Here is a 26266-nt window from a genome sequence, read left to right as displayed (position 1 = left end):
GCACCCCGATCCTCCGAGGACGCGGACCAGCGCTGACTCGGCGCAAATGTCACGCCGGAGCGCTAGCGGAGGTGGGACCTTTGCGCCGCGTCGGCGCCACCCGGCGAAGCGAAGCGAGCCGTCAGCGAAGCGAAGCGAGCAAATGCAACTGCGAAGCCAGCGGCAGATAGTCAGCGCGAGTAGAAGCCCGCTGCTCGAGATCGACCAGCGCAGAGGTCGCCGCCGGGTCGACATCGAGCAGCGACCCAGGAACGTGATCCACGAACACTCGCACCCCGCGAACATCCGTGACCGAGAACCCGGCCGCCTCGAGCAGCCCGCTGACCTCGTCGAGGGCGAACCGCCGCCCCGAGCGTCCCTGCGGCGCGGTGTCGTCGAGAAGCTCGGCGGCCTGCGCGAAGTGGCCGGCCAGGGCACGGGAGAGGACCGCAGCGGTGCGCTGGGCGACCAGCAGGCTGAGCGTGCCGCCGGGCCGGAGGACCTCGCGGATCCCCGCCAGTGCGGCAGCGGGGTCGGGAACGACCTCGAGGACGCCGTGGCAGAGCACCACGTCGGCACCGCTGGGGTCGGCGACGTCGGAGAGCGCGGCCAGGTCTCCCTGGCGGGCGTCGACGGAGACCCCGGCCTCGCGGGCCCGGCGGTCGAGCGCGGCCAGCGCGTCGGGGCTGGGGTCGACGACGGTGACCCGGTGGCCGAGGGCGGCGATGCGTACGGCTGAGGTGCCGGTGCCGCCGCCGATGTCGAGGACGTCGCGCGGGCCGGAGGCCAGGACCGGGTCGAGCGCGTCCCAGACGGCGACGGTCCGGGCGCCTGCCCGGCGACTGGTGGAAGCGGAGCCAGCTGACATGGGGCCAAGCGTAGGCCCTGCCTCCCACCCTGCGTACGCCACACCTGAATCAGCCCACGAGGCGGTCGTGCCCGAGCCGGGTGGCCGCAGAGGTGTGGGCCACCAGCCCGAGCGACTCCTCGACGACGGCGAGGAACCGGTCGGCGTCACGCACCTGCTCATCGGCCTCCTCCGCGGTGACCGCCCGGATCGAGCCGGCCTCCGCGGCGGCACGCTTGGCAGCACCGGCGGCGAAGTAGTCGGCCCACTCGGAGAGCTCCGGCGCGACCTTCTTGAGCCGGACCCACGCGTTCCACGGACGACGGCGCCCGGCGCGGCTCGCGGCCTCGACGGGGTCGGCGCGGGCGGCGATCAGCGCGGCGGCGGCCTGGAGGGCGGCAACATGAGCGATGGCGTACCTGCTCGGCACGTCGTCGGCCACGATCGCCTCCGCGAGGGTCTCGGTGGCTCGGAAGAGGTAGCTGTGCGTCGTGGCCGGCAGCAGATGCATCGGGTCGTCCTTCTCGCTCACGGTCGACCCCGCAGTGGACGGCTCCGGCGGGCGTCGGGGGTCGAGGACGACGCCCGCCAGAGCCTGGTTGTTCGAACATTTGTTCGAACACGAGATCAAACTACACCCCGCCACCGACAGTCACAAGACGTTTCGGTGGCGGGGCGTGTCGAGCGCTGCCGGGGTCGCTCAGTCCTCGGCGACGGCGCCGCGAATGAGGTGCGGCGGGTGGATGTAGCGGGTGTTGGCCGGCAGCCACATGACCACCAGCAGCCCCGCGGCGATGACGATCGCGATCGTGGTGAGCACGCTGATGATCACCGGCGGTCCGGTCAGGATGCCGCCCACGCTGGCCACAGCGGAGATGAAGACCAGGAACGTGATCACGATGCGGGCCCACTCGAAGCCGTTGCGGAGGAAGACCGTGAGGACGCCGAGCATGATGGCCATCACGCCGAACAGGGTGATCGCGGGGGCGATGAACGCCGGCGCGCTGACCCGGTTGTCGTTCGGCGGGTTGATGAGGGCCTCGAGCCCCTCGGTCTCCAGGATGCGCTTGGCCGAGGCGTTGCCCTCCGCCCACGCACGCACCAGGTCGTCGGAACGCAGCACCATCACCACGACCACCACGGCGCTGAACGCGATCAGACCGACGATCAGCCGAACCGCCCACGTCATCTCCCGCGGCACGGGCTCAGCAGCGAGGGCTGCCACCTCGACGGTGGTCTCCAGGTCCTCGTTCACGACCACACCTTCGTTCTCGTCGGGTGTCGTCATGGTCATCCGGTCTCCTTGCGAGGTGGGGGAACTCTGCGTTGATCAGCCCATTCTGCCGCACGGGGCACAAGGGAGGTAAATACGGATCGCGTGCGCTTGGTCTCGGGCCGACGCGACTCGGTCTCGACCCGCTTCGCGGCTTCGCAAGCTCAGTCGCCGCGGTCGCAGGCTCGGATGTCGGTGTCGTACGCCAAGATGTCCCCATGGAATCTCTAGCGCTGACCTTCTCCAGCGGGTGGGCCAGTGGCATCAACGCCTATCTGGTCGTGCTGGTGCTCGGCGTCGTGCAGCGCACGACGGGGGCCGAGGAGATCCCCGACGTGCTCGGCACCTGGCCGGTGCTGGCGGCAGCGGGGGCGATGTTCGCGATCGAGTTCGTCGCCGACAAGGTGCCCTACGTCGACTCCACCTGGGACTCGATCTCCACGGTGATCCGGCCCACGATCGGCGCAGTGATCGGCGTTCTGCTCGCCGGCGAGGCCGACTCGCTCAGCGCGGCCGTCGGCGGCGTCGTGGGCGGCACCTCGGCGCTGATGTCCCACCTGGTCAAGGCGAGCGAGCGGCTGGCGGTCAACTCCTCCCCCGAGCCGGTCTCCAACTCGGTGGTCAGCCTGGCCGAGGACGGGCTCGTCCTCGGCGTCGTCTGGTTCGCGACCGAGCACCCGTTGGCCGCCGCCGGCGTCGCCGCGGTCCTGCTGGCGGCCGGTCTGGTGCTGATGTATCTCCTCCTCCGCGCCGTTCGCGGGGGCTGGCGCAAGCTGACCCGGCGCGGAAGACGGGGCGCCCCGCCGCCGGAGGGGCCATCGGACGGCACTACCAGGCCCTACCCCGTCCAGTGAACGAGGTGACGAGCGTCGTCGTCCTCGGGGGCGGGTACGCCGGGATGGCCAGCGCCGCCAGGCTGGCCAAGCTCGGCCACTCGGTCACCCTGCTCGAGGCCTCCGGGCAGCTCGGCGGCGCTCTGGTGCCGGTGCGTGAGGAGGGGTTCACCTGGGACGCCTCGGCGACCTCGACGCTGCTGCCCGCGGTGATGCGCGACCTGTTCCGCAAGTCGGGGCGGCCCGCGGAGCGTGAGCTCGAGCTGGTGCCGATGGACGTCATCCGCGAGCACCGGTTCTCCGACAAGACCTCGGTCTCGGTGCCCGGCGCCACCCGTGGCGCCCAGCTGGCCGCCTTCGACGAGCTGGGCCCGGGCATGGGCCGGCAGTGGACCGACTACGTCGCCAGGTTCAGCGAGGACTGGGAGGTGCTGCGCCAGCACTACTTCGAGGTCCCGTGGGAGCCCTCGGCGCTGCCCTCGGCCGTCGCGGAGCGGTTCCGGTCGCGCGAGACCCTCCACAAGCGGCTGCGCAAGACGTTCAAGGACGAGCGGCTCCGGCTGGTCGCGGCGCACCCGTTCGTCGCAGCGGGGCAGGAGCTGCGTGACGTACCTGCCTGGGCGGGACTCACCGCCTATCTCGAGCAGCGCTTCGGCGCCTGGCGGGTCGAGGGCGGGATGGGTGTCGTCGCGGAGGTGCTCGCCGCCCGGATGGCCACCCGCCGGGTCTCGGTGCAGACCGCGACCCGCGTGGAGGACATCGTCGTACGCGACGGGCGGGCGGTCGCGGTCACCACCACCTCCGGCGAGATCGATCTCGGTGCCGACGGAGCGGTCGTGGTCGCCTTCGACCCGCGCTCGCTGCCGGCCCTGCGGCCGCTGGTGGACCGCACGCTGCCGGCGATCCCGCCGATGACGTTCCACCTCGGGCTCTCCTCGCTGCCCGAGCATCTGGTCGATCTTCCCGACGAGCTGGTGCTCCACGGCGAGCCCACCCTGGTCGTGCGCACCCGCGGGCTCGCCCCCGAGGGACAGCACGCCTGGACGATCCACTCCCACGGCAAGCTGATGGAGGACGTCCTGCTGGCGCTGGCGCGCCACAAGATCGATCTGCGCGAGCACGTCGTGCACCGTGTCGACCTGGGCGCCGCCGAGCTCGTACGCCGCTGGCGCGGGTCACCGCTGGGCGTGAAGTGGGCGGGCCGCGCGACGGTGTTCCAGCGCCTCGGGCCGCGCACCCCTCTCCCTAACGTCTACGCCGCCGGGGCTCACGCCACCCCCGGCTCCGGGCTGCCGTACGCCGGCCTCTCCTCAGCGCTGGTCGCGCAGTCGATCGGGCCCGCTCGTTAGACCGTCACGTTGAGCTTGGCGAAGATCTCCAGCGTCGCCTTGGAGCGGTTGAGCGTGTAGAAGTGCAGCCCGGGCGCGCCGCCGTCGAGGAGCTCCTGACACAGCTCGGCGGCCACGGCGATGCCTTCGGCACGGATGTCGGCCGGCTCGGGGCCGGCGGCACCGAGGCGCTCGACGATCTCCTCGGGGACCTCGGCGCCGATCAGCTCGCTCTGGCGCCGGATGGCGGCGAGGTTCAGGATCGGCATGATCCCCGGCAGGATCGGGATGTCGACGCCGCGGGCACGGACGCGGTCGACGAGGCCGAAGTAGTCCGCCGCGCGGAAGAACATCTGGGTGACCGCGAACTCGGCGCCGGCCCTCGCCTTGGCGACCAGCACGTCGGCGTCGGCCTCGAGCGACTCCGCGCTCGGGTGGCCCTCCGGGAAGGCGGCGACGCCGATGCGGAAGTCGCCGCGCTCGCGGGCCAGCTTCACCACGTCGATCGCGTAGTCGAGGCCGCCCAGGGTCGGGGTCCACTCGGCGCGCGGCCCCTCGGCGGGGTCGCCGCGCAGCGCCATCACGTGCGCGACTCCCTTCGCTGCGTAGGAGTCCAGGATCCCGGCGACCTCGTCACGGGTGTGACCGACACAGGTCAGGTGTGCGACGGGCAGCAGCTCGGTCTCCGCGGCGATCCGGCCGGTGATGGCGACCGTCTTGTCACGAGTCGAGCCGCCGGCACCGTAGGTGACGCTCACGAAGGTGGGGCGGTAGGGCTCGAGTGCGCGCACCGCGTTCCACAGCTGCTCCTCGCCGGCCTCGTCCTTCGGCGGGAAGAACTCGAAGGAGAACGAGCGCTCGCCTTGGTTGATCAGCTCCGCGAGGGAGCGTCCACGTCCAGTCACCATCGGGCCATCGTAGTGAGTGCCCTAGGCTCGGAGAGTGAATGAAACGTGGGACGCCGATGAATTCCGCCGTCGCGTCCAGGGGGCGCTGGACACCTTTCTCGAGACCCAGTCCGAGCGGCTGGTTCCGCTCGGCGACGAGGTCGAGCCACTGCTGCGGCGGGCTCGCGAGTCGATGTCCGGCGGCAAGCGGCTGCGGGCGGCGTTCTGCTACTGGGGCTTCCACGCAGTCCACCCCTCACCCTCGCCGGGTGAGGAGGAGTCGCTCGTACGGGCAGCCGCCGCGCTCGAGCTGCTGCAGGCCTCGGCGCTCGTCCACGACGACGTGATCGACGACTCCGACACCCGGCGCGGAGCGCCGTCCGCGCACCGCGCGTTCGAGGCCGACCACGCCGCCGCGGGCTGGCCCGGCCGGTCCCGTGCCTACGGGGACGCCGCGGCCGTGCTCCTCGGGGACCTGCTGCTGACCTGGTCCGACGAGCTGCTGCGTACCGCTGGGTTCGGGAGCTCCGAGACCTCCGCCGCCCTCTCGGTGTTCGACCACACCCGCAGCGAGGTGATCGCCGGGCAGTTCCTCGACATCACCGTCCAGGCGCGCGGCGCGGCGGACGTGGAGGCGGCGATGAAGGTGGTGCGCTACAAGGCGGCGAAGTACTCCGTCGAGCGCCCCCTCCACGTCGGCGCCGCTCTGGCCGGAGCCTCCCGGGAGCAGATCGAGGCGCTGTCGGCCTACGGTCTCCCCGTCGGCGAGGCCTTCCAGCTCCGCGACGACCTGCTCGGCGTCTTCGGCGACCCCTCGGTCACCGGCAAGCCCGCCGGCGACGACCTCGTCGAGGGCAAGCGCACCGTCCTGGTGGCCCTCGCCCTGGCCGGGTCGACCCCCGACGACGCCGACCTGTTGGACCAGGCCCTCGGCCAAGAGCTCAACGCGGACCAGGTCGCGGCGCTACGTGCGCTCATCGCCGCCTCCGGCGCCGAGCAGCAGGTCGAGAAGACCATCACCGAGCTCGCCGGCCAGGGTCTCACCGCCCTCGACGACGCCAAGGCTTCAGGCGTCCTCGACGCGAACGCCGCCGAGGTCCTCCGCGCCCTCGCCACCGCCGCCACCCAGCGCGCGGTCTGACCCGAAGCGTCACCCCGGTCGGCCGAAGCGTCACTCCCGTCGGCCGAGACGTCACGTGATGCCGTCTCGTCCGACCTACCTGACGCCTCGGCCGTCCTAGTTGACGCCTCGGCGTGTCAAAGACGCTCGGCGGGCATCTGGAAGAGGACCTTCTCCGAGGGTTTGTCAGAGCCACCCTCGGGTTCCATGGTGACCATCAGGTCGCCGTCCTCGACCGGGACGGCGACGGACATCTCCTCGTCGAGGACGCCGGCGGACTCCATGCCGGCGTCGGTGTGCCACCAGACCTGGTAGGTCATCCCGTCGGGGCGCGAGAGGTCGGCGGTGTCGACGGCGACCATGTGCATCTCGTGGGACATCGCGACCATCAGCTCGCCGTCGGAGGTCTCCTCCTTGTGCATCCGCGCGTCGGGGGCCGACATCACCTCGGCGGCGGTCATCGCGGGCGGGTCATCGCCTCCTACGACCACACCGACCGTCACGCCGACACCGATGACCAGGGCCGCGACCGCGGCGACCAGGCCCGCGAACCGACGACGACGTGAGCGGCCCCCGGCGACGACGGGCGGGAGCTGCGGCGTCTCCGAGGCCGTACGCACCACCCGGGCGCGCAGCGATGCCGGAGGGGTCTCGGCGACCTGCCCGGCGAGCGAGGCGGTCGCCGACCGCAGCGAGTCGACCTCCTCCCGGCAGTCGGGACAGGCAGCCAGGTGTGCCTCGACCTCTGCTCGCTCACCAGGGTCCAGCGCGTGCAAGAGGTAGGCCCCGACCAGGCCGTGCACGTCAGGCGCCATGACCAGCCTCCCCACCCAATGCCTCGGGCTCCGCTTCGGCCAGACAGTCCCTGAGCCGGATCAGCCCGTCCCGCATCCGCGACTTGACCGTCGGCAGCGGCCGGCCGAGCAGCTCGGCGACCTCGGGATAGGTGAAGCCCTGGTAGTAGGCCAGCCGCACGGCCTGGGACTGCAGGGGCGTGAGGGAGTCCAGGCAGCGGCGTACGCCCTCGTGCTCCGACGCCGTGACGACGGCGTCCTCCGGGCCGGCGACGTCCACCGGCTCACGCCTGGCGACGTGCTCCTCCCGAGCCCGCGAGGCCTGTGTGGAGCGCACGGTGTCGACCGCGCGACGGTGCGCGATCGTCAGCACCCAGGTCCGGACGGAGCCACGCGAGGGGTCGAAGCGGGCCGCCTGGCGCCACATCTCGGTGAACACCTCCTGGGTCACCTCCTCCGCACGCGAGGGGTCGCGCACGACCCGCCGGGCGACGCCGAAGACCAGTGGCGCCAGGTCGTCGTAGAGCCGGCCGAAGGCATCGAGGTCGCCACCGGCGACCGCGGCGAGCGCCGCCGCCGGGTCCAGGTCGTCATCGGGGTCCGGTGACGACTCCTCGCCCACGACCCGCAGCGCTCTCCGCATGCGCACCCCTTTTCCGACGGATGACAGATCTCGTCACAGGTTCGCAGCCGAAGAGTGGGAGGATTGGTCCCATCCGACCAACGATCGGCCACGAACCCACAGCATGACATCCCGCAATCACCCCGGACGTCTTCCGTACGGCCCCCTCGCGGGCATCGCCGCCGGCGTACTCGGCCTCGGCGTCGCCGAGCTCATCGCCGCCCTCGCCGGCGGCGCCTCGCCCCTGCTCGCGCTCGGCGACCGGGTCATCGACCTCACCCCGCGCTGGCTCAAGGAGGCGGCGGTCGCCACCTTCGGCACCGCCGACAAGCCGATCCTGCTCGCCTGCGTGGGACTGGTCACGCTGGTCCTGCTCGGGGTCGCCGGCGCCCTGGCCGTACGCCGCCCCGCCCTCGGCGTGGGCATGCTGCTGCTCCTCGGGGCCATCGACATCGCCGCCCTCCTGGCCGACCGGGCCGACAACGGGACGACTGGGATCGTCGCGCTGGTGATCGGCCTCGCGGTCGGCATCACCGCACTGATCCTCCTCATCCGGCCGCTGCGCGACACCGACGGCCCGCCCACCGAGGCAGAGGCACCCGACGGCTTCGACCGTCGCAGGTTCCTCGTCGCCGCCGCGGCCGTGACCGCGGTGGGTGCGGCCGGCAGCGTCGGCGCCAAGGTAATCACCGGACGCCGGCTCCCGGCGACGAACGTGGCCATCCCGGCGGCCGTCTCCCCCGCCGCGCCCCTCCCGGCGGGCGCGGAGCTCCGGATCGACGGGCTGACGCCCCACCTGACCCCCGTCGACGACTTCTACCGCATCGACATCGCCCTGCTCACCCCACGCGTCGACGTCACCGACTACCGCCTCAAGATCCACGGCCTGGTCGACACTCCGGTCGAGCTCACCTACGAGGACCTGCTCGCGATGCCGCTCTACGAGCGCCGCGTGACGATCTGCTGCGTCTCCAACGAGGTCGGCGGCGACCTGATCGGCAACGCGACCTGGACCGGCGTACGCATCCGCGACGTCCTCAAGCGCGCCGGCCTCTCCCCCGACGCCGACGCGGTGAAGTCCACCGGTGCCGACGGCATCACCATCGGCACCCCGCTCGAGGCGCTCACCGACGGTCGCGACGCCCTGCTCGCGATCGCCCAGGACGGCAAGCCGCTGACCCCGGACCACGGCTTCCCCGTACGCATGGTCGTCCCCGGCCTCTACGGCTACGTCTCGGCGACCAAGTGGCTCACCGACCTCGAGGTCACCCGCTTCGACGACTTCCGCGCCTACTGGACCGACCGCGGCTGGTCCGCCGAGGGCCCGATCAAGACCGAGTCCCGCATCGACCTCCCGGGCGAGGACACCATGCCCGGCGAGGTGACCGTCGCCGGTGTCGCCTGGGCGCAGCACCGCGGCGTGAGCAAGGTCGAGGTACGCATCGACGACGGCCCCTGGCAGCCCGCCACGCTCGCCGCCGAGGACAGCATCGACACCTGGCGCCAGTGGACCTACCGCTGGGACGCAACCGAGGGCGAGCACCGGATCCAGGCGAGGGCGTACGACCGCACCGGCACTCCGCAGACCGCCGACGAGGCGCCGCCCGCTCCCGACGGAGCCTCGGGCTACCCCACCCGGACGGTCAACGTCGGCTGATCAGCCCAGGTCGGTCAGGTCGGTGTCCGGACCGTCCCCGCGCAGCAGTACGGTGAACGCCGGCCGGTCCTCGGAGATCTCGGCCGACCGGTCCTGGAGCACCCGGACGATCTTGTCGAAGCCGGCACGATCCGCGTACGCAGCGCACCCCCACGTCTCCCACAGCAGCACCGTGGGCGCGGCGAGGTCGCGCAACGAGTCCCAGAGCGCGTCGAGGTTGCGGCCGAAGTGGGCCGGGAACCCCAGCGCGGCGCCGATGGCTCCGAGCACCTCGTCCTTGGTCTCGGCCACGTCGGCGATCTGCGCCAGCGCCCAGCCCGCGCCGGTCACCGACTCGGTGAGATCGGCCGCCGCCAGCTCGGTGTGCCAGCGATACACGCCGGGATCGACCTTCCCGGCCAGGAGCCCTGCCAGTCCACTCATCTGCCCATCACCCCCGGTCGATCCGTGAGAACGACTCGTAGTGGTCCTCGGTGAAGTAGAACTCCCCACCCTCGCCTGTGACGATACGCCGCGCACCCCGGTCATCGGAGCCAGGCGTCGGCACCGTGTATTCGGCGTAGTAGCCCGACGCCTCCTCCGGCAGGATCCCCTCGCGGTTGCCGAAGGTGCTGCCGTCCTTGCCCGGGTAGGGGAACGGGCCGCCGGCGTCGATCAGCTCGAGCGTCTCCACGCCCTCCGGCGGCAGGTCGGACTCGGCGATCCAGGCGAGCCCGCTCTCGGGGTCGGTGCCGGCCTTCCCGCCCTCACCCGAGCCGGCTGCGCCTCCGCATCCGGCGACCAGCGCCATCAGGACGGCGAGCAGCAGACCGACCAGGGCAGACTTCGACCTCACGAGGTTCCTCCGAGACGTACGGAACGGGCAGCCCTCAGAGTGCCATGGCCTGGGCCCGGCGCTTGACCTCCGACCCGCGGTTCTCCCGAAGCGCGTCGATCGGGCGTCCGGGAAGGTCGTCGTCGAGGAAGAGCCAGGCGATGATCTCGCGGTCGTCGTAGCGTCCGTCGTGGAGCACGTGCAGCAGCCCGCCCAGACCCTTGACCGGCAGACCGTCCTGGATGAACAGGGCCGGGATGTGCTGGCCCTTCACCCCCGGAGGCACCGCCGCGGCGAGCTCGTGCTCGCGGATCATGGTGCGCACCTTCCCCACGGTCACGCCGAGCTGCGACGCGGCCGTGGCCCAGTCGATCCACTCTTCAACCAGGACACCCAGATCCTGCTCCGCCAACCGCAAATCGCTCATAACAATCACATTACCGGCCCGGGTAGCCGGTCCGGAAAGTCGTGAGGGGGACCCGCTGGTCCGTACCATTGCCCGGTCCGGAATACTTCTCCAACCGGAGACAGGAGGATCGCGTGGCTAGTGAGGCGGACCCCCGTGACGACGTCATCGGGCGCCACGGCGGAAGCTCGGCTACCGCATCCGACCCCCTTCTGGGCAAGGTCTTGGCGATGCGTTACCGGATCGTCGAGAAGGTCGCCAAGGGCGGGATGGCGACGGTCTACGTCGCCCACGACATGCGGCTGGACCGCATCGTCGCGGTCAAGGTCATGCACCAGGACCTCGACGAGGAGGGCAACTTCGCCGAGCGGTTCGTACGCGAGGGCAGGTCGGCCGCGAAGCTCTCCCACCCCAACGTGGTCGCCGTCTACGACCAGGACGAGGACGAGGGCATCGCCTTCCTCGCGATGGAGTACATCGAGGGCCACACCCTGCGCGACACCATCGCCTCGCAGGCTCCGCTGGGCGCGGCGAAGGCGCTGGCCTACATCGAGCCCATCCTGAGCGCGATGACCGCGGCCCACGCGATCGGGATCGTGCACCGCGACATCAAGCCCGAGAACGTGCTCATCACCACCGGTGCCGCCTCGATCTCGCAGCGGGTCAAGGTCGCCGACTTCGGCCTGGCCCGGGTGATGAACAACAACTCCAACGACGCCACCACCGGCAACCTGGTCGGCACCGTCTCCTATCTCGCGCCCGAGCTGGTCACCGAGTCCAGGTCCGGGCCGCGCACCGATGTCTACGCCGCCGGCGTCGTGCTCTACGAGCTGCTCACCGGCCGCAAGCCGCACAGCGGCCCCTCGCCCGTCGAGGTCGCCTACAAGCACGTCCACGAGGACGTCCCGCCGCCCTCCAAGGCCGCCCCCGGCATCCCGCGCTACGTCGACGCCCTGGTCGCCCGCGCGACCGCCCGTGACCCCGAGCTGCGCCCGGCCGACGCCGGCGTGCTGCTGCGCATGGTCAACCGCGTGATGGCCACCCTGTCCGCGGGCATCTTCGACGACCCCGACCTCACCGCCGACCTGGCGCTCCCCAGGGCCGGCGCGCCCGACAAGGGCGCCGCCGGCACCGACTCCCCGGCACGGTCCCACGACGAGTCCGGCTCCGAGACGACCGCGGTTCTGCCCGCGCTGGGCCTCGGCCCGTCGGGACCCTCAGGGCCGGCCGGACCGCCCGGACCTCCGCCGAATCGTCCCCCGGGTCCGCAGGGACCGCCTCCGGGCGTCGGGCTCCCCGCGGGCGCTCGGCTCTCGCTGAGCGAGCCCGAGGAGAACGTACGCATCGCGCCGACCCCCGCGCAGCCGAAGCAGCGCTGGAGCATGCCGGCGACGTGGAGGGGACCGATCGCGATCGGCGCCGCCGTCGTGGCCGTCGCGCTGGTGGCGGGCGGGCTGTGGTGGTTCATCGACGGCCGCTACGAGCGGGTGCCCTCGGTGGCGGGCCTGAGCAAGGCCGCGGCGACCACGCAGCTGCAGGAGGCCGGCTTCGAGGTCTCGGCCAACACCGAGTTCTCCGACACCGTCGAGAAGGGCGTGGTGATCGACTCCGACCCCGGCCGCGACGACAAGGCGCTGCCCGGATCGACGGTCGAGATCAGCGTGAGCAGGGGCGTGGAGGAATACTCCGTGCCCAAGGTCAAGGGCATGCTCGCCGACGACGCCCAGGACGAGATCCGCGACCTGGGCCTCGGCGTCGGCGACCCGATCGAGAAGTTCAACGACAACGTCCCCGAGGGCCACGTCATCAACTCCCAGCCGCGCCCCGGCACCCTGGTGCGGCCCGGCAAGGCGATCGTGCTCGTGATCAGCAAGGGCCCGGCCCCCGTCGCCATCGTCGACTGGACCGGCCGCAGCGCCGAGCGCGCCAAGAAGTCGCTGGAGGCCGACGGTCTGAAGGTCGAGATCGAGGAGGAGGAGAGCCAGGAGATCCAGCCGGGCACGGTGCTCAGCCAGAGCCCCAACTCCGGCACCCTCCCCCGCGGCGAGACCGTGACCCTCGTGGTCGCCAAGGGCCCCGCAGCCGTTGCGGTTCCCAACGTCGTCGGAGCCGACAAGGCCACCGCCAGGCAGACCCTCGAGGCCGCCGGGTTCAAGGTCAAGGAGGAGCCGGAGGCCGGCATCAACCTCGGCCTCGGCTACGTGACCCGTCAGGAGCCGGCGAGCGGCGAGGCTCCCTACGGTTCCGAGATCACGATCTGGCTGAACTGACCTTGACACTGAGAAACCCGATCGGCACCCACGTACAGGTCGGCAAAGGTCTCGTTGCCGGTGCCCTCGCCAACACCGACGCGGTCGGCGGCGAGACCCTGCAGATCTTCGTCGGCAACCCACGCGGCTGGGCGCACTCGGCCGGGAAGCCGGCCGAGGACAAGGCGTTCCGGGCCGAGCTCGAGCGTCGCGGGATGCGTGCCTTCATCCATGCTCCCTACCTGGTCAACCTCGGCTCGCCGACCCCGGCTACGTACGAGAAGTCGGCTGCCCTGGTCGCGCACAACCTCCGCCGCGCTTCCGACATCGGCGCCGAGGGGGTCGTGGTCCACACCGGCTCGTTCGTCTCGCCCGATGGCGATGCGAGCGAGAAGTACGCCGCCGCGATGAAGCAGGTGCGCGAGGCGCTGCTTCCTGTGCTCGATGAGATCTCCGCCGAGGACGCGCCCTGGCTGCTGCTGGAGCCGACCGCCGGCCAGGGGCGCTCGCTGTGTGCCGGCGTCGAGGACCTGCCGGCCTACCTGGAGGCGGTCGACTTCCATCCCAAGGCCGGGATCTGCCTGGACACCTGCCATGTCTTCGCCGCCGGAGCCCCGCTGGACGAGCCCGGTGGCGCCACCGCGTGCGTCGACCGGATCGTCGAGATCGGCGGCCCCGGCCGGCTCCGACTGATCCACGCCAACGACTCCAAGGACGTACGCGGCAAGCACCTCGACCGCCACGAGCAGATCGGCCGCGGCCACATCGGCACGACGGCTTTCGAGGAGCTCTTCGCGCATCCGGCGACCGACGGAGTCCCCTTCATCCTGGAGACTCCCGGCTCTCGCGACGCGGACAACCCCGATATCCCGCTGCTCCGCGATCTGCGGGCATCGGCCCAAGGTCAAGGCCGGTGACCTAGGCTTGGGAACGCACGGGAGTGATCTTCGACGCCATGGGGGTGGCATGAGCAGCTGCGCACAATGTGGACACCGACTGTCCGATGAGCCGGCGTGCCCGATGTGTGGTCTCGAGGTTGCCAAGGAGCCCGACCGAACAGCCGAGGCTGACTCCACCGATGTAGAGGAAAGGACGCCACCCGTGTCCGCTGCTGAAGCTGACGAGCCCAACGAGTCCACCGTCATCCGCAAACGCGTCGAGTCGACCGCCCCGGAGGCAGTCGAGGACGTGCCGGACGCGGAGCAGACCTCACTGAGCCTGCCTCGGATCAGCGCCTACGGCGACGACGACAGGCCGGGCCCGGCATCGTCGGCGGCCTCCACGGCCCCGAACGACGAGCCCACCGAGCGCACCTCGAGGCGCCAGGCGCCCTCCGTCGAGGAGAAGCTCGACACCGACGACGAGCCCGACGGGACCACCGTGGTCCGCCCGGCGTACGCGCCGCCGACCGCCCCGCCGCCGACCGCCCCGCCGCCGACCGCCCTGCCGCCGACCACTCCGCCGCCGGCGCACGAGCCGGCCGCCGCGGAGCAGGCCGTGATCCCCGACCCCTCGCCCATCCCGGAGCCCTCGCCCATCCCGGAGCCGACCCCGGTCCCGGAGCCCGAGCCGGTCCCCGACCCGGAGCCGACACCCGACCCGACCCCGGAGCCGGGTCCCCTTCCTGAGCCCGTCCCCGAGCCCGAGCCGGTCTCCGAGGCCATGGTCGAGGCGGCGTACCAGCCCTTCGTCCAGCCCTCCGGGATGCTCGTCCAGGAGTCGCACAACGGGCAGGCCCGCCACTGGGCGCCGCCCCAGGAGCGGGAGACCGTGGACGACCAGATCCACCAGACCGAGCCCGCCTACGCGACCGGCTATGCGGAGGACGCCTACGCCACCGAGAACGCCGGCGACTGGCAGACCGGCTACGGCTACGTCGGCGAGCAGGAGCCGCTCGAGCAGGACTTCGGCGACTACGGCGCGCAGCAGGAGTATGTCTCCTCGCTGATGGCCACCGAGGCCGAGGACAACCCCTCGACCTGGATCGTGCTGCTGTGGGTGGGCGCGATCTTCATGATCGTGATGCTCGTGCTCGGCATCTGGCTGATGACGCTGTAGCCCCCTAGATGCCGAGAATCATCGTCGCCGAGATCCGCAGCGACGAGCAGCGCGCTCTTGCGCTCGACGTCTGGCAGGCAGCCAACGCCGCCCGCCGACGCACCGCCACCGAGGCCCGGATCCGCCGGGTCCGCGACAAGTTGGACGCCGCCGAGCTGGCGCTGCTCGCCCACTACGGCGCCCGTCCGGCAGGGATGCTGGTGGCCGAGACCTACCTCGTCGACGGCGTACCCCTGCCGGGCTACGGCCACATCTCGATGGTCTTCGTCGACCCCGCCGTCTGGGGCTCCCACGTCGGCACCGAGATGATCCGCGACCTCCAGTCACGCGACTGGGAGGGCCTCAGCGTCTGGACCCGCACCGACAACCGGCGCGCCCAGCGCCTCTACGAGCGCACCGGCTTCACCGACACCAGCAACCGCAGCATCCTCCACGACGGCGACGAGATCATGCAGCTCGCGTGGGCAAGGGGCTGAGCGCCGGGCCAGAATTAATTTGTTGAGCGAATTTACGAAATCCCCTGTCGGGCCGGCCGGCGCGTCACTACGCTCGCCGAGAGCAGCACAACTTCTTGATACTCGCCGCGTCGCCGCGGCAGAGAGGAATGTTGAATGTCTCGCTCACTACTCGTTGCAGTCGCCGCTCTGAGCCTCGCCGGCTGCCTCGTCACCATGGCTGCCCCGGCTGCCACCGCATCCGTCCCCACCTCCGCCTCCGCTCCCGACACCCCTGTCCCGGGCCTGGTCCCACTCCCGGTGCAGGTCACCGAGCAGTCCGGCCCCGACTTCGTCCTCACCCCCGGCGCGCGCATCGTCGCCCGCGGTGAGGCAGCCGCGGTCGGGCGCCTGCTCGCCACCACGCTCCGTACGTCGACCGGCTACGCCCTGCCGGTCGTCTCCACGCGCCCGAAGCCCACCGATCTGCAGCTGGCCATCGACCCCGGCGCCGACTACGGCCAGGTGGCGGGCAACCCCGAGGCGTACGCGCTCTCCTCCGGCCGCTCAGGTCTGCGGATCATCGGGGCGACCCGGCACGGGCTCTTCAACGGCACCCAGACGCTGCGCCAGCTGCTCCCCGCCTTCGCCGGTTCGCCCGTACGCGTGCACCAGACGTGGAGCGTACCGGCGGTGAAGGTCCTCGACGCGCCGCGGTTCGGCTACCGCGGGATCATGCTCGACGTCGCCCGGTCGTTCCAGACCGTCGACGAGGTCAAGCAGATCATCGACGCCGCCGCCTCCGCCAAGCTGTCGGTCCTGCACATCCACCTGGCCGATGACCAGGGCTGGCGCATCCAGATCACCAACGAGGGGCGCGCGGCCGGCGACGACATCGACTACACGGCGCTGACGCGGGAGTCGGGCGGCACGGCGGTCACCTCCAACCCCTACCAGGCCCTGGACGGCCACACCGGCTACTACACCCAGGCCCAGTACCGCGACCTGGTCGCCTATGCGGCCGAGCGCGAGATCGAGATGGTCCCCGAGGTCGACATCCCGGGCCACACCAACGCGGCGCTGCACGCGATCCCGCAGCTCAACACCGCGGGCTCGAGCCACACCGGCACCGCCGCGGAGCCGGTGGCGCCGGTCAACAGCACGATCGACGTCGGCTACTCCTATCTCGACCCGTACGCCGAGGTCAGCTACACCTTCGTCCAGCACGTCTTCACGCAGCTGGCCGAGATGACCCCCGGCGACTACCTGCACATCGGTGGCGACGAGTCGCACGCCATGACCGCCCGCTACGGGCACCAGGGCTACGTCGACTTCGAGAAGCGGGCCGTGGACATCGTGCACGACCTCGGGAAGAAGACGCTCGGCTGGAACGAGTACGCCGAGACCACCCTCTCCCCCGGTGACGGGGTGCAGTACTGGGCCGGCACCACCGACCACGCCAAGCGGGCCATCGCCGAGGACGGCGCCAAGCTGCTGGTCTCACCGGGCAACAAGTCGTACCTCGACATGAAGTACAACCCCAAGACGCCGATCGGGCTGTCCTGGGCGTGCTCGGGCTCGTGCGACTTCCCGGACTACTACGCCTGGAGCCCCGAGAACGTCGTCCCCGGGGTCGGTGACGATGACATCCTGGGCACCGAGGCGCCGCTGTGGTCGGAGACCATCCGTGGCGTGAGCAACGCGGAGTTCATGATGTTCCCGCGCGCCCTCGCGCACGGGGAGGTCGGCTGGACCCAGGAGTCGCTGCGCGACGGGGCCGACTTCGCCCGCCGGGTCGCGGACGTCGGCACCCGGCTCAACACCGCCGGCACCAACTTCTACGACGGCCGCCACGCCGCCTGGTCCACCGCTGTGACCGGCACCGATGCGGTCGTACGCCACGGCTCCTCGGCCACCATCGCGGCAGGTCTGCTCGCCGCACCGGGCACGAAGACGGACGGATCCACGGTCGCCGTCGACGCGGTCGACGACGCCGACGGCCTGGGCGGCTCCGCGCTCACGGGCGCGCTCGGCGCGACGGTCCGCTTCGGTGACGGCACCGCCGGCGTACCCGCGACCTTCACCGCGACCACCCCGCGCGACGGGCTCCACGCCGCGGGCGTCTACCGGATCAGCGCGTCGCACCGCTATGCGCGCCCGGGCACCTATCCCGGCACGGTGACGACCTCGGACGGCCGCACGGCCACGTTCACGGTCAGGGTCCGCTGACCGATCCCCGCAGCCGGCGCGTCCTGCCTCGCAGGGCGCGCCGGCTCGGCGTGCGGGACTACTTGTTGCGGAGCATCTCCGCGACCTGGAACGCCATCTCCAGCGACTGGACGCGGTTGAGGCGCGGGTCGACGACGCTCTCGTAGCGGTGCACGAGGCCGGCCTCGTCGAGCTCCTCGCCGCCGCCGATGATCTCGGTGACGTCATCGCCGGTGTTCTCGACGAGGATGCCGCCGGGGACGGTGCCGAGGGCGTGGTGGACGTCGAAGAAGCCCTGGACCTCGTCGAGGACGTCCTCGAAGCGGCGGGTCTTGTAGCCGTTGGAGGTGGAGAAGGTGTTGCCGTGCATCGGGTCGGAGATCCAGGTGACGTTGACGCCCTCGGCGGTGATCTTCTCGACCAGCCCGGGCAGCCCGTCGCGCACCTTCCCCGCGCCGAAGCGGGTGATGAAGGTGAGCCGGCCCTCCTCGTTCTTCGGGTTGAGCTTGGCGGCCAGCGCGAGCGCGTCGTCGGGGGTCGCGGTGGGGCCGAGCTTGCAGCCGATCGGGTTGTTGAGGTGGCGGAAGTACTCCACGTGGGCACCGTCGAGCTGACGGGTGCGCTCACCGATCCAGACGAAGTGGCCCGAGACGTTGTAGGGCGTCTCGGTGCGGGAGTCGATGCGGGTCATGGCGTGCTCGTACTCGAGCAGCAGCGCCTCGTGGGAGGAGTAGAAGTCGACCCGGTGGAACTCCTCCGGGTCGGCGCCGATGGCCTCCATGAACGCGATCGCGCGCTCGATCTCGGAGCCCATCGCCTCGTACTTCGCGCCGACGGGCGAGTTGCGCACGAACTCGGAGTTCCAGGTGTGCACCTGACGCAGGTCGGCGTAGCCACCGGTGGTGAACGCGCGCACGAGGTTCAGGGTCGAGGAGGAGGCGTGGTAGACGTCCAGCAGCCGCTGCGGGTCGGGGATGCGGGACTCGGCGGTGAACTCGAAGCCGTTGACGGCGTCGCCACGGTAGGCCGGCAGGGTCACCCCGTCGCGGGTCTCCATGTCGGAGGAGCGCGGCTTGGCGTACTGCCCCGCGAGACGGCCGATCTTCACGACCGGGACGGAGGCGGCGTACGTCAGGACGACGGCCATCTGCAGCAGCACGCGCAGCTTGTTGCGGGTGTTGTCGGCGGTCGCCTCGGCGAAGACCTCGGCGCAGTCGCCGCCCTGCAGGATGAACGCCTCACCACGGCCGGCGGCGGCGATCGAGCTCTTGAGCTGGTCGCACTCCCCCGCAAAGACGAGCGGCGGCTGGTTCCTCAGCTTCTCGACCGCCGCGGCCAGGGCGACCGGGTCGGAATAGGTCGGCTGCTGAAGGGCTCCGATGGCGTGCAGCTGCTCGAGGGAGGGGAAGGCGTCGTTCACGAGCCTCAGGGTACGCGGATCACCCGGTTGTTACGAAGTCATCTCAGACACGGCAGGGCCGGCGTACGCCCTCATCAGCTCGTACGCCGGCCCTGACCGAAGTCATCGGTTTACTTGTCGTCCTCGGGGTTGACGTCCATGTGCTCGATGTCCTGGAAGTGCGGCGGCTCGTCGTCCTTGTTGGCGAACTTGTTGACGAGCCAGGTGATGGCCCACAGGATCACGCCGATGACCATCAGGCCGCCGGCGATCTCGTAGACGATGCCGTCGCGGTCGACCCACGGGCCGGCCAGGTAGATGCACAGGATGGCGGCGATGGGCGGCAGGTACTTGGGCGCCGTGAAGAACACCTTGTCGGTGTCGGCCCGTCGGTTGCGCAGGACCAGGCACGCGATGTTGACGATCGCGAAGACGCACAGCAGGAGCAGCGCCGTGGTGGAGCCGAGGTTGGAGACGATGTTGCTGTCCGGGTCGCTGGAGACGTACCAGATCAGGCCCAGCGCCAGCAGCGTGGTGAAGATGATCGCGATGTAGGGAGTGCGGCGGCCGGGCAGGACCGCGCCCAGCTGCTTGGGCAGCACCCGCTGCTTGGCCATGCCGTAGACCAGACGGCTGGCCATCAGCATGTTGATCAGCGCCGTGTTGGCGACGGCGAAGACCGCCAGGAACGGGAAGACCTTGTCGATCGGGAAGTCGGGAGCACCCTTGGCGACCACCTCGAGCAGGGCCCGGCCCTCGGACTCACGGATCGTCTCGAGCTCTCCGGGGGACAGCACACTGACGACCGAGACCGCGACCAGGATGTAGAGGAGCGCGGCTGCACCCAGGCCCATGAACATGGTGCGCGGGAAGATCTTCTCCGGCTCCTTGGTCTCCTCGACCATGTTGACCGCGTCCTCGAACCCGACCATCGCGAAGAAGGCCACCGAGGTCGCCGCGGTGACCGCGAAGACCACGCCCATGTTGTTGTAGTCGTCGAAGGAGACCAGCTCGGCCATGTCGGCCTCGCCCTGGGCGATCACGTAGAAGCCGACGCCGATGACGATGCACAGTGCGATCATCTCGACGAGGGTGAGGACGATGTTGAACTTCACGCTCTCGCCCACGCCACGCAGGTTGATCAGCGCGAGCAGGACCATGAAGCCCAACGCGACCAGGGTGACGACGCCCTCGCCGGGCGCATCCATCCAGCCGTTGATCTCCAGCCCGCCGAAGAAGTTCTGCGCCAGCGTGTTCGCCGAGGTGGACGCGCTGGTGATGCCCGAGCAGGCAACCGCGAAGGTGACCATGAAGGTGAGGAAGTGGAAGCCGAACGCCTTGTGCGTATACAGCGCGGCGCCTGCCGCGCTGGGGTACTTGGTCACCAGCTCCAAGTAGGAGTACGCCGTCATGGTGGCCACCACGAAGGCGAGCAGGAACGGCAGCCACAGAATGCCGCCCACGTAGCCGGCCATGGTCCCGGTGACGGCGTAGACGCCGGCTCCCAGGATGTCACCGACGATGAAGAGCAGAAGGAGCCAGGGCCCCATCACTCTCTTCAACTCGGGTGCTTCTTCTTTCGCCAGGGTTGTCATGATGTCCTTCCTGGTCACGTTCGAAACTCAGTTCCGAAATTGGGATGAAGGGATCCCTCAATCAAAGCCCAAGCTCGCCGTCAGGTGTACGACAATTCGTAAACACGCCGTAACCGGACGAAATTTCGCGGATAGGGTCGCGCCATGACCTTCTCCATCGTCGCCAGAGCAGTTGATCCAGGCACCGGGGAGCCCACCTGGGGTGTGGCCGTCGCTTCGAAGTTCCTCGCCGTCGGATCGGCCGTCCCGGCCGCCGTAGCGGGGGTCGGAGCCATCGCCACCCAGGCCGAGGCCAACGTCGCCTACAAGGGTCTCGCGCTCGCCCACCTCGAAGAGGGTGCAACCGCTTCGGTCGCCCTCGAGAGGCTGCTGGAGGAGGACGAGCGACGTGACCACCGTCAGGTCGGGATCGTCGATGTCGACGGCAACGCCGCATCCCACACCGGACCGTCCTGCTTCGACTGGGCGGGCGGCCGGACCGGCTCCACCGAGAATGGGGCGTACGCGATCCAGGGCAACATCCTCACCGGCCCCGAGGTGGTCGAGGCGATGGAGGCCGCCTGGCTGGCCTCCTCCCCCGAGGAGCCGCTGCAGCACCGGCTGCTGGCGGCCCTGGCCGCGGGCGACGAGGCGGGCGGCGACAGCCGCGGGCGGCAGAGCGCGGCTCTCCTGGTGGTGCGCGAGGAGGCCGGCTACGGCGGCAACGACGACATCGCGGCCGACCTCCGGGTCGACGACCACGCGGCGCCGATCACCGAGCTGAAGCGGCTCCTGGACCTCAGCGACTTCTACCTGACCGCGTCGACCGAGGCCGAGAAGGTGCAGGTCACCCCCGAGATCGAGGCCGAGGTGGAGACGTACGCCGCGGCGAACGGCGCCTCGGGCTTCCTCGCCTGGGTCGCCACCGAGAACTACGAGATGCGGGTGGCGGAGGACCTGTCCTGGATCGACCGGCGCATCCTCGACATCGTCAGGACGTCGCAGTGAGCGCGATCCTCGCCATCGACGCCGGCACCACCGGTGTCACCGCCCTGATCGTGACCGAGAAGGGCGAGGTCGCGGCCCGGGGCTATGAGGAGTTCGACCAGCTCTTCCCCAGCCCGGGCCGGGTCGAGCACGTGCCCGAGGGGATCTGGCAGGCGACCCTGGAGGCGTGCCGTACGGTCCTCGCGGCCCACGGCAAGGACGACCTCGTCGGTATCGGGATCACCAACCAGCGCGAGACCGTCGTGCTGTGGGACCGGGAGACGCTGGGGTCGCCGCGGCGGGCGATCGTGTGGCAGGACCGGCGCACGACCGCGATGTGCTCCTCGATGGCTGACCACGACGCCCGTGTCCGGGAGCTGACCGGGCTCCGCCTGGACCCCTACTTCAGCGCGACGAAGCTGGCCTGGATACGTGAGAACGAGCCGCACACCTGGGCGCACGTGGAGTCTGGCCGCTACGCGATCGGCACCGTCGACTCCTACCTCATCGCCCGGATGACCCGCGGCCTCCACCACGTCTCCGACGTCTCGAACGCGTCGCGGACGCTGCTGTTCGACATCGGCGCCAACGACTGGTCCGACGAGCTGTGCGACCTGTTCGGGGTGCCGCGCGACGCGCTGCCGGAGATCGGCCCCAACTGGGGAGAGGGCGTGGTCACCGACCCGCGCTCCTTCCTGGACCTCTCGCTGCCGATCGCCGGGGTGGCCGGGGACCAGCAGGCGGCGCTGTTCGGGCAGGCCGCGTTCGAGGTGGGCGACTCCAAGTGCACCTACGGCACCGGCTCGTTCGTGCTGACCAACACCGGCACCACGCCGCAGCGATCGGACTCCGGCCTGCTCACCTCGCCGGGCTGGATGTCACCCTCGGGCGAGGTGACGTACGTCCTGGAGGGCTCCATCTTCGTGACCGGCGCCGCGGTGCAGTGGCTGCGCGACGGCCTGCAGATCATCGGGTCTGCCGCGGAGACCGAGGCCCTGGCGAGCACCGTCACCTCGTCCGAGGGCGTCGTGTTCGTGCCCGCCCTGACCGGTCTGGGCGCTCCGCACTGGGACCCCGACGCCCGCGGCACGATCATCGGCATCACCCGCGGCACCACCCGCGCCCACGTCGTGCGGGCGACCCTGGAGGCGATCACCTTCGAGGTTCGCGACGTGATGGCCACCATGCCGACTCCCGTCGCCTCGCTCAACGTCGACGGCGGCGCTGCCGCCAACGACCTGCTGTGCCAGCTGCAGGCCGACCAGCTCGGTGTCGACGTCTCCCGGCCCCGCTACGTCGAGACCACCGGTCTCGGCGCGGCCTTCCTCGCCGGCCTCGGGGTCGGCGTGTGGTCCTCCTTCGACGAGATCCGCGAGACCTGGGCCCTGGACCGCACGTTCTCCCCCGACACGTCGCGTCGCGATGCGGCCGATGAGGCGTACGCCTCCTGGACCAGGGCCGTCGAGCGCTCCCGACAGTGGGCATGAGCACCGCGCGGCGCGGCGTTCCGTGGTGGGCCTGGCTGCTCGTCGCGGGCGCCGTGTTCGTGGTCGTCGCGGGAGTCGGGCTCGTCGGGCTGGTCGCCTGGGTGGGCACGGACCTGGGTGAGTCGGGCGAGGCCGCGCCCGCCGACTGCGTCGACCTCGCCCAGGCGGTCGGGCTCTCCGATCTCCCGGCCGGAAGCTCGCATGCCTCCTGCACCTACATGGGGTTCCAGGACTGGCAGATCGATGGCGCGATGACGGTCCCCCGGGCCGACCTCGACACCTGGCTCGCTCGCCTCCCCGGCTCCCCGGTGCTCGGCGAGACCGGCTGCACCGCCGACGCCGTGGCCTGCGTCCAGGTCGACCTCACCCAGGTCGGCGACGAGGTCGACGCCCACTACCTCGACGTCGCCGTCCTCAGCGAGAGCGACGGCGTCGCCGAGGTCCGCATGGCAGCCTTCACCACATGACCCGGATCCTGCATCTCTCCGACACCCATGTCTCCGCGAGCGGCGTCGACATGGATGGTGTCGACGCCATCGCCGCTCTCGAGGGCATCCTGCGCGACGCCCGTCACGTGCCCGGCCTGGACGCCGTCGTCGTCAGCGGCGACATCGCCGATGACGGCTCGGCGGCAGGCTGCGGCGCGGTCCTGGAGCGGGTGGGCGCGTTCGCGGCCGAGCGCGGCATCCCGCACCTCTACTCGACGGGCAACCACGATGCCCGCGGCCCTTTCCGCGAGGTGCTCGGCAGCGGACACCGGGACCCGGACGGGAGCGACCGCGGCCGGCTGCTGGATCCGGAGTCGGACCTGTGCGCGGCGATCAGCTTCCTGGGCGACCTCAGGATCGTCACCATCGACAGCCTGGTCCCCGGCGAGACCCACGGCTTCCTCGACGAGCACCAGCTGGCCTGCCTCGCGAACGAGCTGGCGACGCCGACCCGCGACGGAACCGTCCTCGTCCTGCACCATCCGCCGCTCCACCTGGCCTCCCTCCCGTGGGTCGCCGACGTCGTCCTCCGAAACATCTCCGCCCTCGGCCGGGTGGTGCGGAGCAGCGACGTACGCGCCATCCTCGCCGGACACCTGCACTTCCAGGTCAGCGGATTCCTCGCCGGCGTACCCGTCTGGGTGACCCCCGGCGTCGTCACCCGCATCGACACCACCGCACCCCCACATCTCGTACGCGGTGTGCTCGGTGCCGGCGCCACCGTCGTCGACCTCGCCGACCCAGCCTCCCCCACCTTCCACGTGCTCTCCGCCCGCGACCCCCGTGCGGGCGAGCAGGTCTACCTCTACGACCCCGCCTCGGGCGAGGACGTCATCGACGAGGACTGAGGTCAGGGTCCTCACCGGCCTCAGGCGAGCTTCTGGGCGACCTCGTTGAGGTTCGCTCGCAGCTTGTTGCGGTAGGCGTCGTGCTGCTCGGGCAGCCGGGCGTCGCAGTAGGCAGCCAGGTCGGGTCCGGTGACCTCGATGACGCTGCGTCCGGCGGCGGCCTCGGTCTCGAACTGGTCGAGGACCTCGCGCAAGATCTCGACGATGTCCATGCCGTCGCCGGCGGTGAAGCGCCACATGTAGCTCTTCATCTCGCCATAGACGGTGCGGTAGTCGGCGGGCAGTTCGGCAGCGCGGGCTTCCATGCGCTTCCAGTCCTTCTTGTCACCGATCAGGCGGGTGAGGATGTTGTTCATGTTGATGCTCCTTCGTCGGGTCGTTTTCTTGGCCCCGTTTGGGGCCGTAGAAGAAGCGTGCAGGCCTGACGCAGCGTCAGGGTCAAGCACTGATCCGAAGAAACTTTCCACCGGTCGCGACCCTCAGGCCGCCAGGGTGAGGTCGAGGATCAGGTCGCGCAGCCTGAGCTCGGCGGGTGACAGTGACGCTGGGTCCGGTGCCCGAGAGTCGGGTGGTAACTCCGGTGACCGAATGTCGGGCCGTGGGTACGGTGGCCAGGTGTCGGGTGGTGGGCTGGTGTAGGTGTGCCCGGTGGGTGTGATGGTGATGATGCTGCCGTCGGGTCCTGGTCTGGCCTGCCAGCCGAGGGCTTCTTTGGCCTGGTTGCATCGTTCGCAGAGCCCTTGGAGGTTTGCGGCGCTGGTGGTCCCGCCGTCGGCGTGGCGTTGGATGTGGTCGATGTTGCGGATCGGGGCATCACACCCGTTGGTGCGGCAGATCCCGCCGTCGCGGGTGGTGATGAACTCGGCCAGCCCGTCGGGGGCTTTCCGTGAGCGGGACTCCATCGCGACCAGTTGCCCGGCCGGGTCGGTGAACAGTCTGCGGACGAAGACCTCGGCGTCGTTGAGTGCTTCGCGTGCCCAGGTTGCGGGGACGGGGCCGTAGCCCTCGACCATGGCGGGCTGGTCGCCGTCGTTGGCGAGGGCGTCGGCGCTCATCACAATCTTGACCTCGATCCGAGGCTTGGCACCGGTCGCGCTGCGGCCGGTGACCCGGTCGACCAGGGTGTCGGCCATGACCTGACCACGAGTGCGTTGGTCACCGGCTGCCGCAGCCGCCTTGGCTGCCTGGTCGAGGGCCGCGAAGACGGCGACGCCGTCCTTGACCGGCAGCAGCGCACCGAGCCAGGTCATCGTGTCCGGTGCCGGCCGGACACTGACCCGACGGTCCTTGACCGCGTTCGCGGCACGGGCGACGACGGAGGCCTGGTCGAGGGTGATGGCGAGCTTCTTGGCGGCGTTCTCGAGCTGCCGCAGCCCCATCACCACCACCTGCGGCGCCTCACCGTCCGGCCCGGGCGCGCAGAGCCGGTGGTCGATGACCCGCCGATCCTCCACCGAGAGACACGCGGTCTCACGCGCCAGGATGGTGGCCTGCCACTGGGAGAACAACCCGGCCTTCATCAATGCGAAGGTGTGCGGCATCTCGTTGATCAGGATCTTCGCCAACCCGAGGAGCTTGGCGCCCTTCTCGGGTGAGACCCGCCGCGCCAACGCGACCTGGGAGGCCACCCCTTCACCAAGCTTCCGGGCAGGAACCCCAGCCTCTGACTGGCGCTCGAGGACGCCTTCCTCCAGACGTACCGCCGCCTGCGCCTGCACGGCCTCGGCGGTGCACTTGATCTGTTCGAGGCGACTGATCCAGTCGACCAACTCACCCTCGGACGCACCCGGTGGTGGCCCGTCGAGGAGGCAGTCGATCGTCTCGTTCATGCGCCTTATTATATGCGCTCGACCAGCATCACGCGACCTATTTGTGCTGTTCAGATGACAGTTACGCAGTCAGCGAACAAGACACGTGAACTCCGCGCCACTCTCTCGCCGCCGCCCCGATACAGGCGAAATCTTTCTCGATCGG

26 protein-coding genes are annotated in these 26266 nt (G+C 70.6%); 13 read left to right on the top strand and 13 right to left on the bottom strand.

The window, feature by feature from the left end:
- Positions 1-121 precede the first annotated feature (121 nt).
- From ACFV9G_RS25690 to ACFV9G_RS25680, 3 genes are all read right to left on the bottom strand, one after another.
- Entirely contained in the window at positions 122-847 is a 726-nt protein-coding gene (locus ACFV9G_RS25690; protein WP_378731366.1) for a methyltransferase domain-containing protein, read from the bottom strand.
- Positions 848-896: 49 nt separating this feature from the next.
- Positions 897-1358, bottom strand: coding sequence for an SAV_6107 family HEPN domain-containing protein (locus ACFV9G_RS25685; protein WP_378731364.1), 462 nt, complete (start codon positions 1356-1358; stop codon positions 897-899).
- 168 nt (positions 1359-1526) lie between these two features.
- Positions 1527-2120: a hypothetical protein gene (locus ACFV9G_RS25680; RefSeq protein WP_378731362.1), complete on the bottom strand. Its 594-nt coding sequence runs from the start codon at positions 2118-2120 to the stop codon at positions 1527-1529.
- Positions 2121-2317: 197 nt separating this feature from the next.
- Between ACFV9G_RS25680 and ACFV9G_RS25675 the strand changes: the two genes are divergently transcribed.
- Together ACFV9G_RS25675 and ACFV9G_RS25670 are read left to right on the top strand one after the other, a co-directional pair.
- Positions 2318-2953: a DUF4126 domain-containing protein gene (locus ACFV9G_RS25675; protein ID WP_378731360.1), complete on the top strand. Its 636-nt coding sequence runs from the start codon at positions 2318-2320 to the stop codon at positions 2951-2953.
- A gap of 5 nt (positions 2954-2958) precedes the next feature.
- On the top strand, positions 2959-4281 hold the full coding sequence (locus ACFV9G_RS25670) for a phytoene desaturase family protein (protein ID WP_378731358.1): 1323 nt from the start codon (positions 2959-2961) through the stop codon (positions 4279-4281).
- Here ACFV9G_RS25670 and metF read toward each other — a convergent pair.
- Positions 4278-5168 carry a methylenetetrahydrofolate reductase [NAD(P)H] gene (gene metF, locus ACFV9G_RS25665; protein WP_378731356.1) on the bottom strand — a complete coding sequence of 297 codons (891 nt, stop codon included), beginning with the start codon at positions 5166-5168 and terminating at the stop codon, positions 4278-4280. The two genes, ACFV9G_RS25670 and metF, sit on opposite strands and share 4 nt — an antisense overlap.
- Positions 5169-5202: 34 nt before the next feature.
- Here metF and ACFV9G_RS25660 point away from each other — a divergent pair, with 34 nt between their 5' ends.
- A complete protein-coding gene (locus ACFV9G_RS25660) occupies positions 5203-6288 on the top strand; it encodes a polyprenyl synthetase family protein (RefSeq protein ID WP_378731354.1) in 1086 nt (361 codons plus the stop codon).
- A gap of 116 nt (positions 6289-6404) precedes the next feature.
- On the opposite strand, the gene ACFV9G_RS25655 is transcribed toward ACFV9G_RS25660, so the two are convergent.
- Entirely contained in the window at positions 6405-7082 is a 678-nt protein-coding gene (locus ACFV9G_RS25655) for an anti-sigma factor domain-containing protein (protein ID WP_378731352.1), read from the bottom strand.
- Positions 7072-7704 carry an ECF RNA polymerase sigma factor SigK gene (gene sigK / locus ACFV9G_RS25650; RefSeq protein ID WP_378731349.1) on the bottom strand — a complete coding sequence of 211 codons (633 nt, stop codon included), beginning with the start codon at positions 7702-7704 and terminating at the stop codon, positions 7072-7074. Before sigK ends, ACFV9G_RS25655 begins: the two co-directional genes overlap by 11 nt.
- Before the next feature lie 103 nt (positions 7705-7807).
- Here sigK and ACFV9G_RS25645 point away from each other — a divergent pair, with 103 nt between their 5' ends.
- Entirely contained in the window at positions 7808-9340 is a 1533-nt protein-coding gene (locus tag ACFV9G_RS25645; protein ID WP_378731347.1) for a molybdopterin-dependent oxidoreductase, read from the top strand.
- Here the strand turns inward: ACFV9G_RS25645 and ACFV9G_RS25640 are convergent, their stop codons facing one another.
- The 3 genes from ACFV9G_RS25640 to ACFV9G_RS25630 are packed head-to-tail and all read right to left on the bottom strand — an operon-like array spanning position 9341 to position 10581.
- A complete protein-coding gene (locus tag ACFV9G_RS25640; protein WP_378731345.1) occupies positions 9341-9763 on the bottom strand; it encodes a barstar family protein in 423 nt (140 codons plus the stop codon).
- Positions 9764-9770: 7 nt separating this feature from the next.
- Positions 9771-10175, bottom strand: coding sequence for a ribonuclease domain-containing protein (locus tag ACFV9G_RS25635; RefSeq protein ID WP_378731343.1), 405 nt, complete (start codon positions 10173-10175; stop codon positions 9771-9773).
- A gap of 34 nt (positions 10176-10209) precedes the next feature.
- Positions 10210-10581 carry an Rv2175c family DNA-binding protein gene (locus ACFV9G_RS25630; RefSeq protein ID WP_378731341.1) on the bottom strand — a complete coding sequence of 124 codons (372 nt, stop codon included), beginning with the start codon at positions 10579-10581 and terminating at the stop codon, positions 10210-10212.
- A gap of 113 nt (positions 10582-10694) precedes the next feature.
- Between ACFV9G_RS25630 and pknB the strand changes: the two genes are divergently transcribed.
- The 5 genes from pknB to ACFV9G_RS25605 all read left to right on the top strand — a co-directional run bounded on the left by pknB (position 10695) and on the right by ACFV9G_RS25605 (position 17530).
- Complete coding sequence (gene pknB / locus ACFV9G_RS25625) at positions 10695-12830, top strand: Stk1 family PASTA domain-containing Ser/Thr kinase (protein WP_378731339.1); 2136 nt, start codon at positions 10695-10697, stop codon at positions 12828-12830.
- A 2-nt stretch (positions 12831-12832) separates the two neighbouring features.
- The gene (locus tag ACFV9G_RS25620) at positions 12833-13726 is read left to right on the top strand and encodes a deoxyribonuclease IV (RefSeq protein WP_378731336.1); all 894 of its coding nucleotides are present in this window, start codon (positions 12833-12835) and stop codon (positions 13724-13726) included.
- Between the two features lie 184 nt (positions 13727-13910).
- The gene (locus tag ACFV9G_RS25615) at positions 13911-14867 is read left to right on the top strand and encodes a hypothetical protein (RefSeq protein WP_378731334.1); all 957 of its coding nucleotides are present in this window, start codon (positions 13911-13913) and stop codon (positions 14865-14867) included.
- An 8-nt stretch (positions 14868-14875) separates the two neighbouring features.
- The gene (locus ACFV9G_RS25610) at positions 14876-15343 is read left to right on the top strand and encodes a GNAT family N-acetyltransferase (RefSeq protein WP_378731332.1); all 468 of its coding nucleotides are present in this window, start codon (positions 14876-14878) and stop codon (positions 15341-15343) included.
- Between the two features lie 135 nt (positions 15344-15478).
- Positions 15479-17530, top strand: a complete 2052-nt coding sequence (locus ACFV9G_RS25605) for a family 20 glycosylhydrolase (protein WP_378731330.1) — start codon at positions 15479-15481, stop codon at positions 17528-17530.
- A 58-nt stretch (positions 17531-17588) separates the two neighbouring features.
- Here ACFV9G_RS25605 and ACFV9G_RS25600 read toward each other — a convergent pair whose 3' ends face one another.
- Together ACFV9G_RS25600 and ACFV9G_RS25595 are read right to left on the bottom strand one after the other, a co-directional pair.
- Positions 17589-18929, bottom strand: a complete 1341-nt coding sequence (locus ACFV9G_RS25600; protein WP_357337291.1) for a class II 3-deoxy-7-phosphoheptulonate synthase — start codon at positions 18927-18929, stop codon at positions 17589-17591.
- Positions 18930-19039: 110 nt separating this feature from the next.
- Positions 19040-20461 carry an APC family permease gene (locus tag ACFV9G_RS25595; protein WP_378731368.1) on the bottom strand — a complete coding sequence of 474 codons (1422 nt, stop codon included), beginning with the start codon at positions 20459-20461 and terminating at the stop codon, positions 19040-19042.
- Between the two features lie 186 nt (positions 20462-20647).
- On the opposite strand from ACFV9G_RS25595, the gene ACFV9G_RS25590 reads away from it, so the two are divergent.
- Genes ACFV9G_RS25590 through ACFV9G_RS25575 form a run of 4 tightly spaced genes read left to right on the top strand, consistent with a single transcriptional unit; the run spans position 20648 to position 24292 of the window.
- Entirely contained in the window at positions 20648-21490 is an 843-nt protein-coding gene (locus ACFV9G_RS25590) for a DUF1028 domain-containing protein (protein ID WP_378731327.1), read from the top strand.
- A complete protein-coding gene (locus ACFV9G_RS25585; protein WP_378731325.1) occupies positions 21487-22956 on the top strand; it encodes an FGGY family carbohydrate kinase in 1470 nt (489 codons plus the stop codon). The genes ACFV9G_RS25590 and ACFV9G_RS25585 overlap by 4 nt, the downstream gene beginning before the upstream one ends.
- Positions 22953-23423, top strand: coding sequence for a hypothetical protein (locus ACFV9G_RS25580; protein ID WP_378731323.1), 471 nt, complete (start codon positions 22953-22955; stop codon positions 23421-23423). The genes ACFV9G_RS25585 and ACFV9G_RS25580 overlap by 4 nt, the downstream gene beginning before the upstream one ends.
- Positions 23420-24292 (top strand): metallophosphoesterase, encoded by an 873-nt coding sequence (locus tag ACFV9G_RS25575; RefSeq protein ID WP_378731321.1) that lies wholly within the window; start codon positions 23420-23422, stop codon positions 24290-24292. Before ACFV9G_RS25580 ends, ACFV9G_RS25575 begins: the two co-directional genes overlap by 4 nt.
- A gap of 20 nt (positions 24293-24312) precedes the next feature.
- On the opposite strand, the gene ACFV9G_RS25570 is transcribed toward ACFV9G_RS25575, so the two are convergent.
- Both ACFV9G_RS25570 and ACFV9G_RS25565 read right to left on the bottom strand, forming a co-directional pair.
- Positions 24313-24648 (bottom strand): DUF1048 domain-containing protein, encoded by a 336-nt coding sequence (locus ACFV9G_RS25570; protein WP_378731319.1) that lies wholly within the window; start codon positions 24646-24648, stop codon positions 24313-24315.
- A gap of 123 nt (positions 24649-24771) precedes the next feature.
- A complete protein-coding gene (locus tag ACFV9G_RS25565; protein WP_378731317.1) occupies positions 24772-26121 on the bottom strand; it encodes a DUF222 domain-containing protein in 1350 nt (449 codons plus the stop codon).
- Positions 26122-26266 lie beyond the last annotated feature (145 nt).

It is taken from the genome of Nocardioides sp. NPDC059952 (assembly GCF_042730435.1).
In the GTDB taxonomy this organism is placed as follows: domain Bacteria; phylum Actinomycetota; class Actinomycetes; order Propionibacteriales; family Nocardioidaceae; genus Nocardioides.
This window is presented reverse-complemented; position numbering and strand designations above follow the sequence as displayed.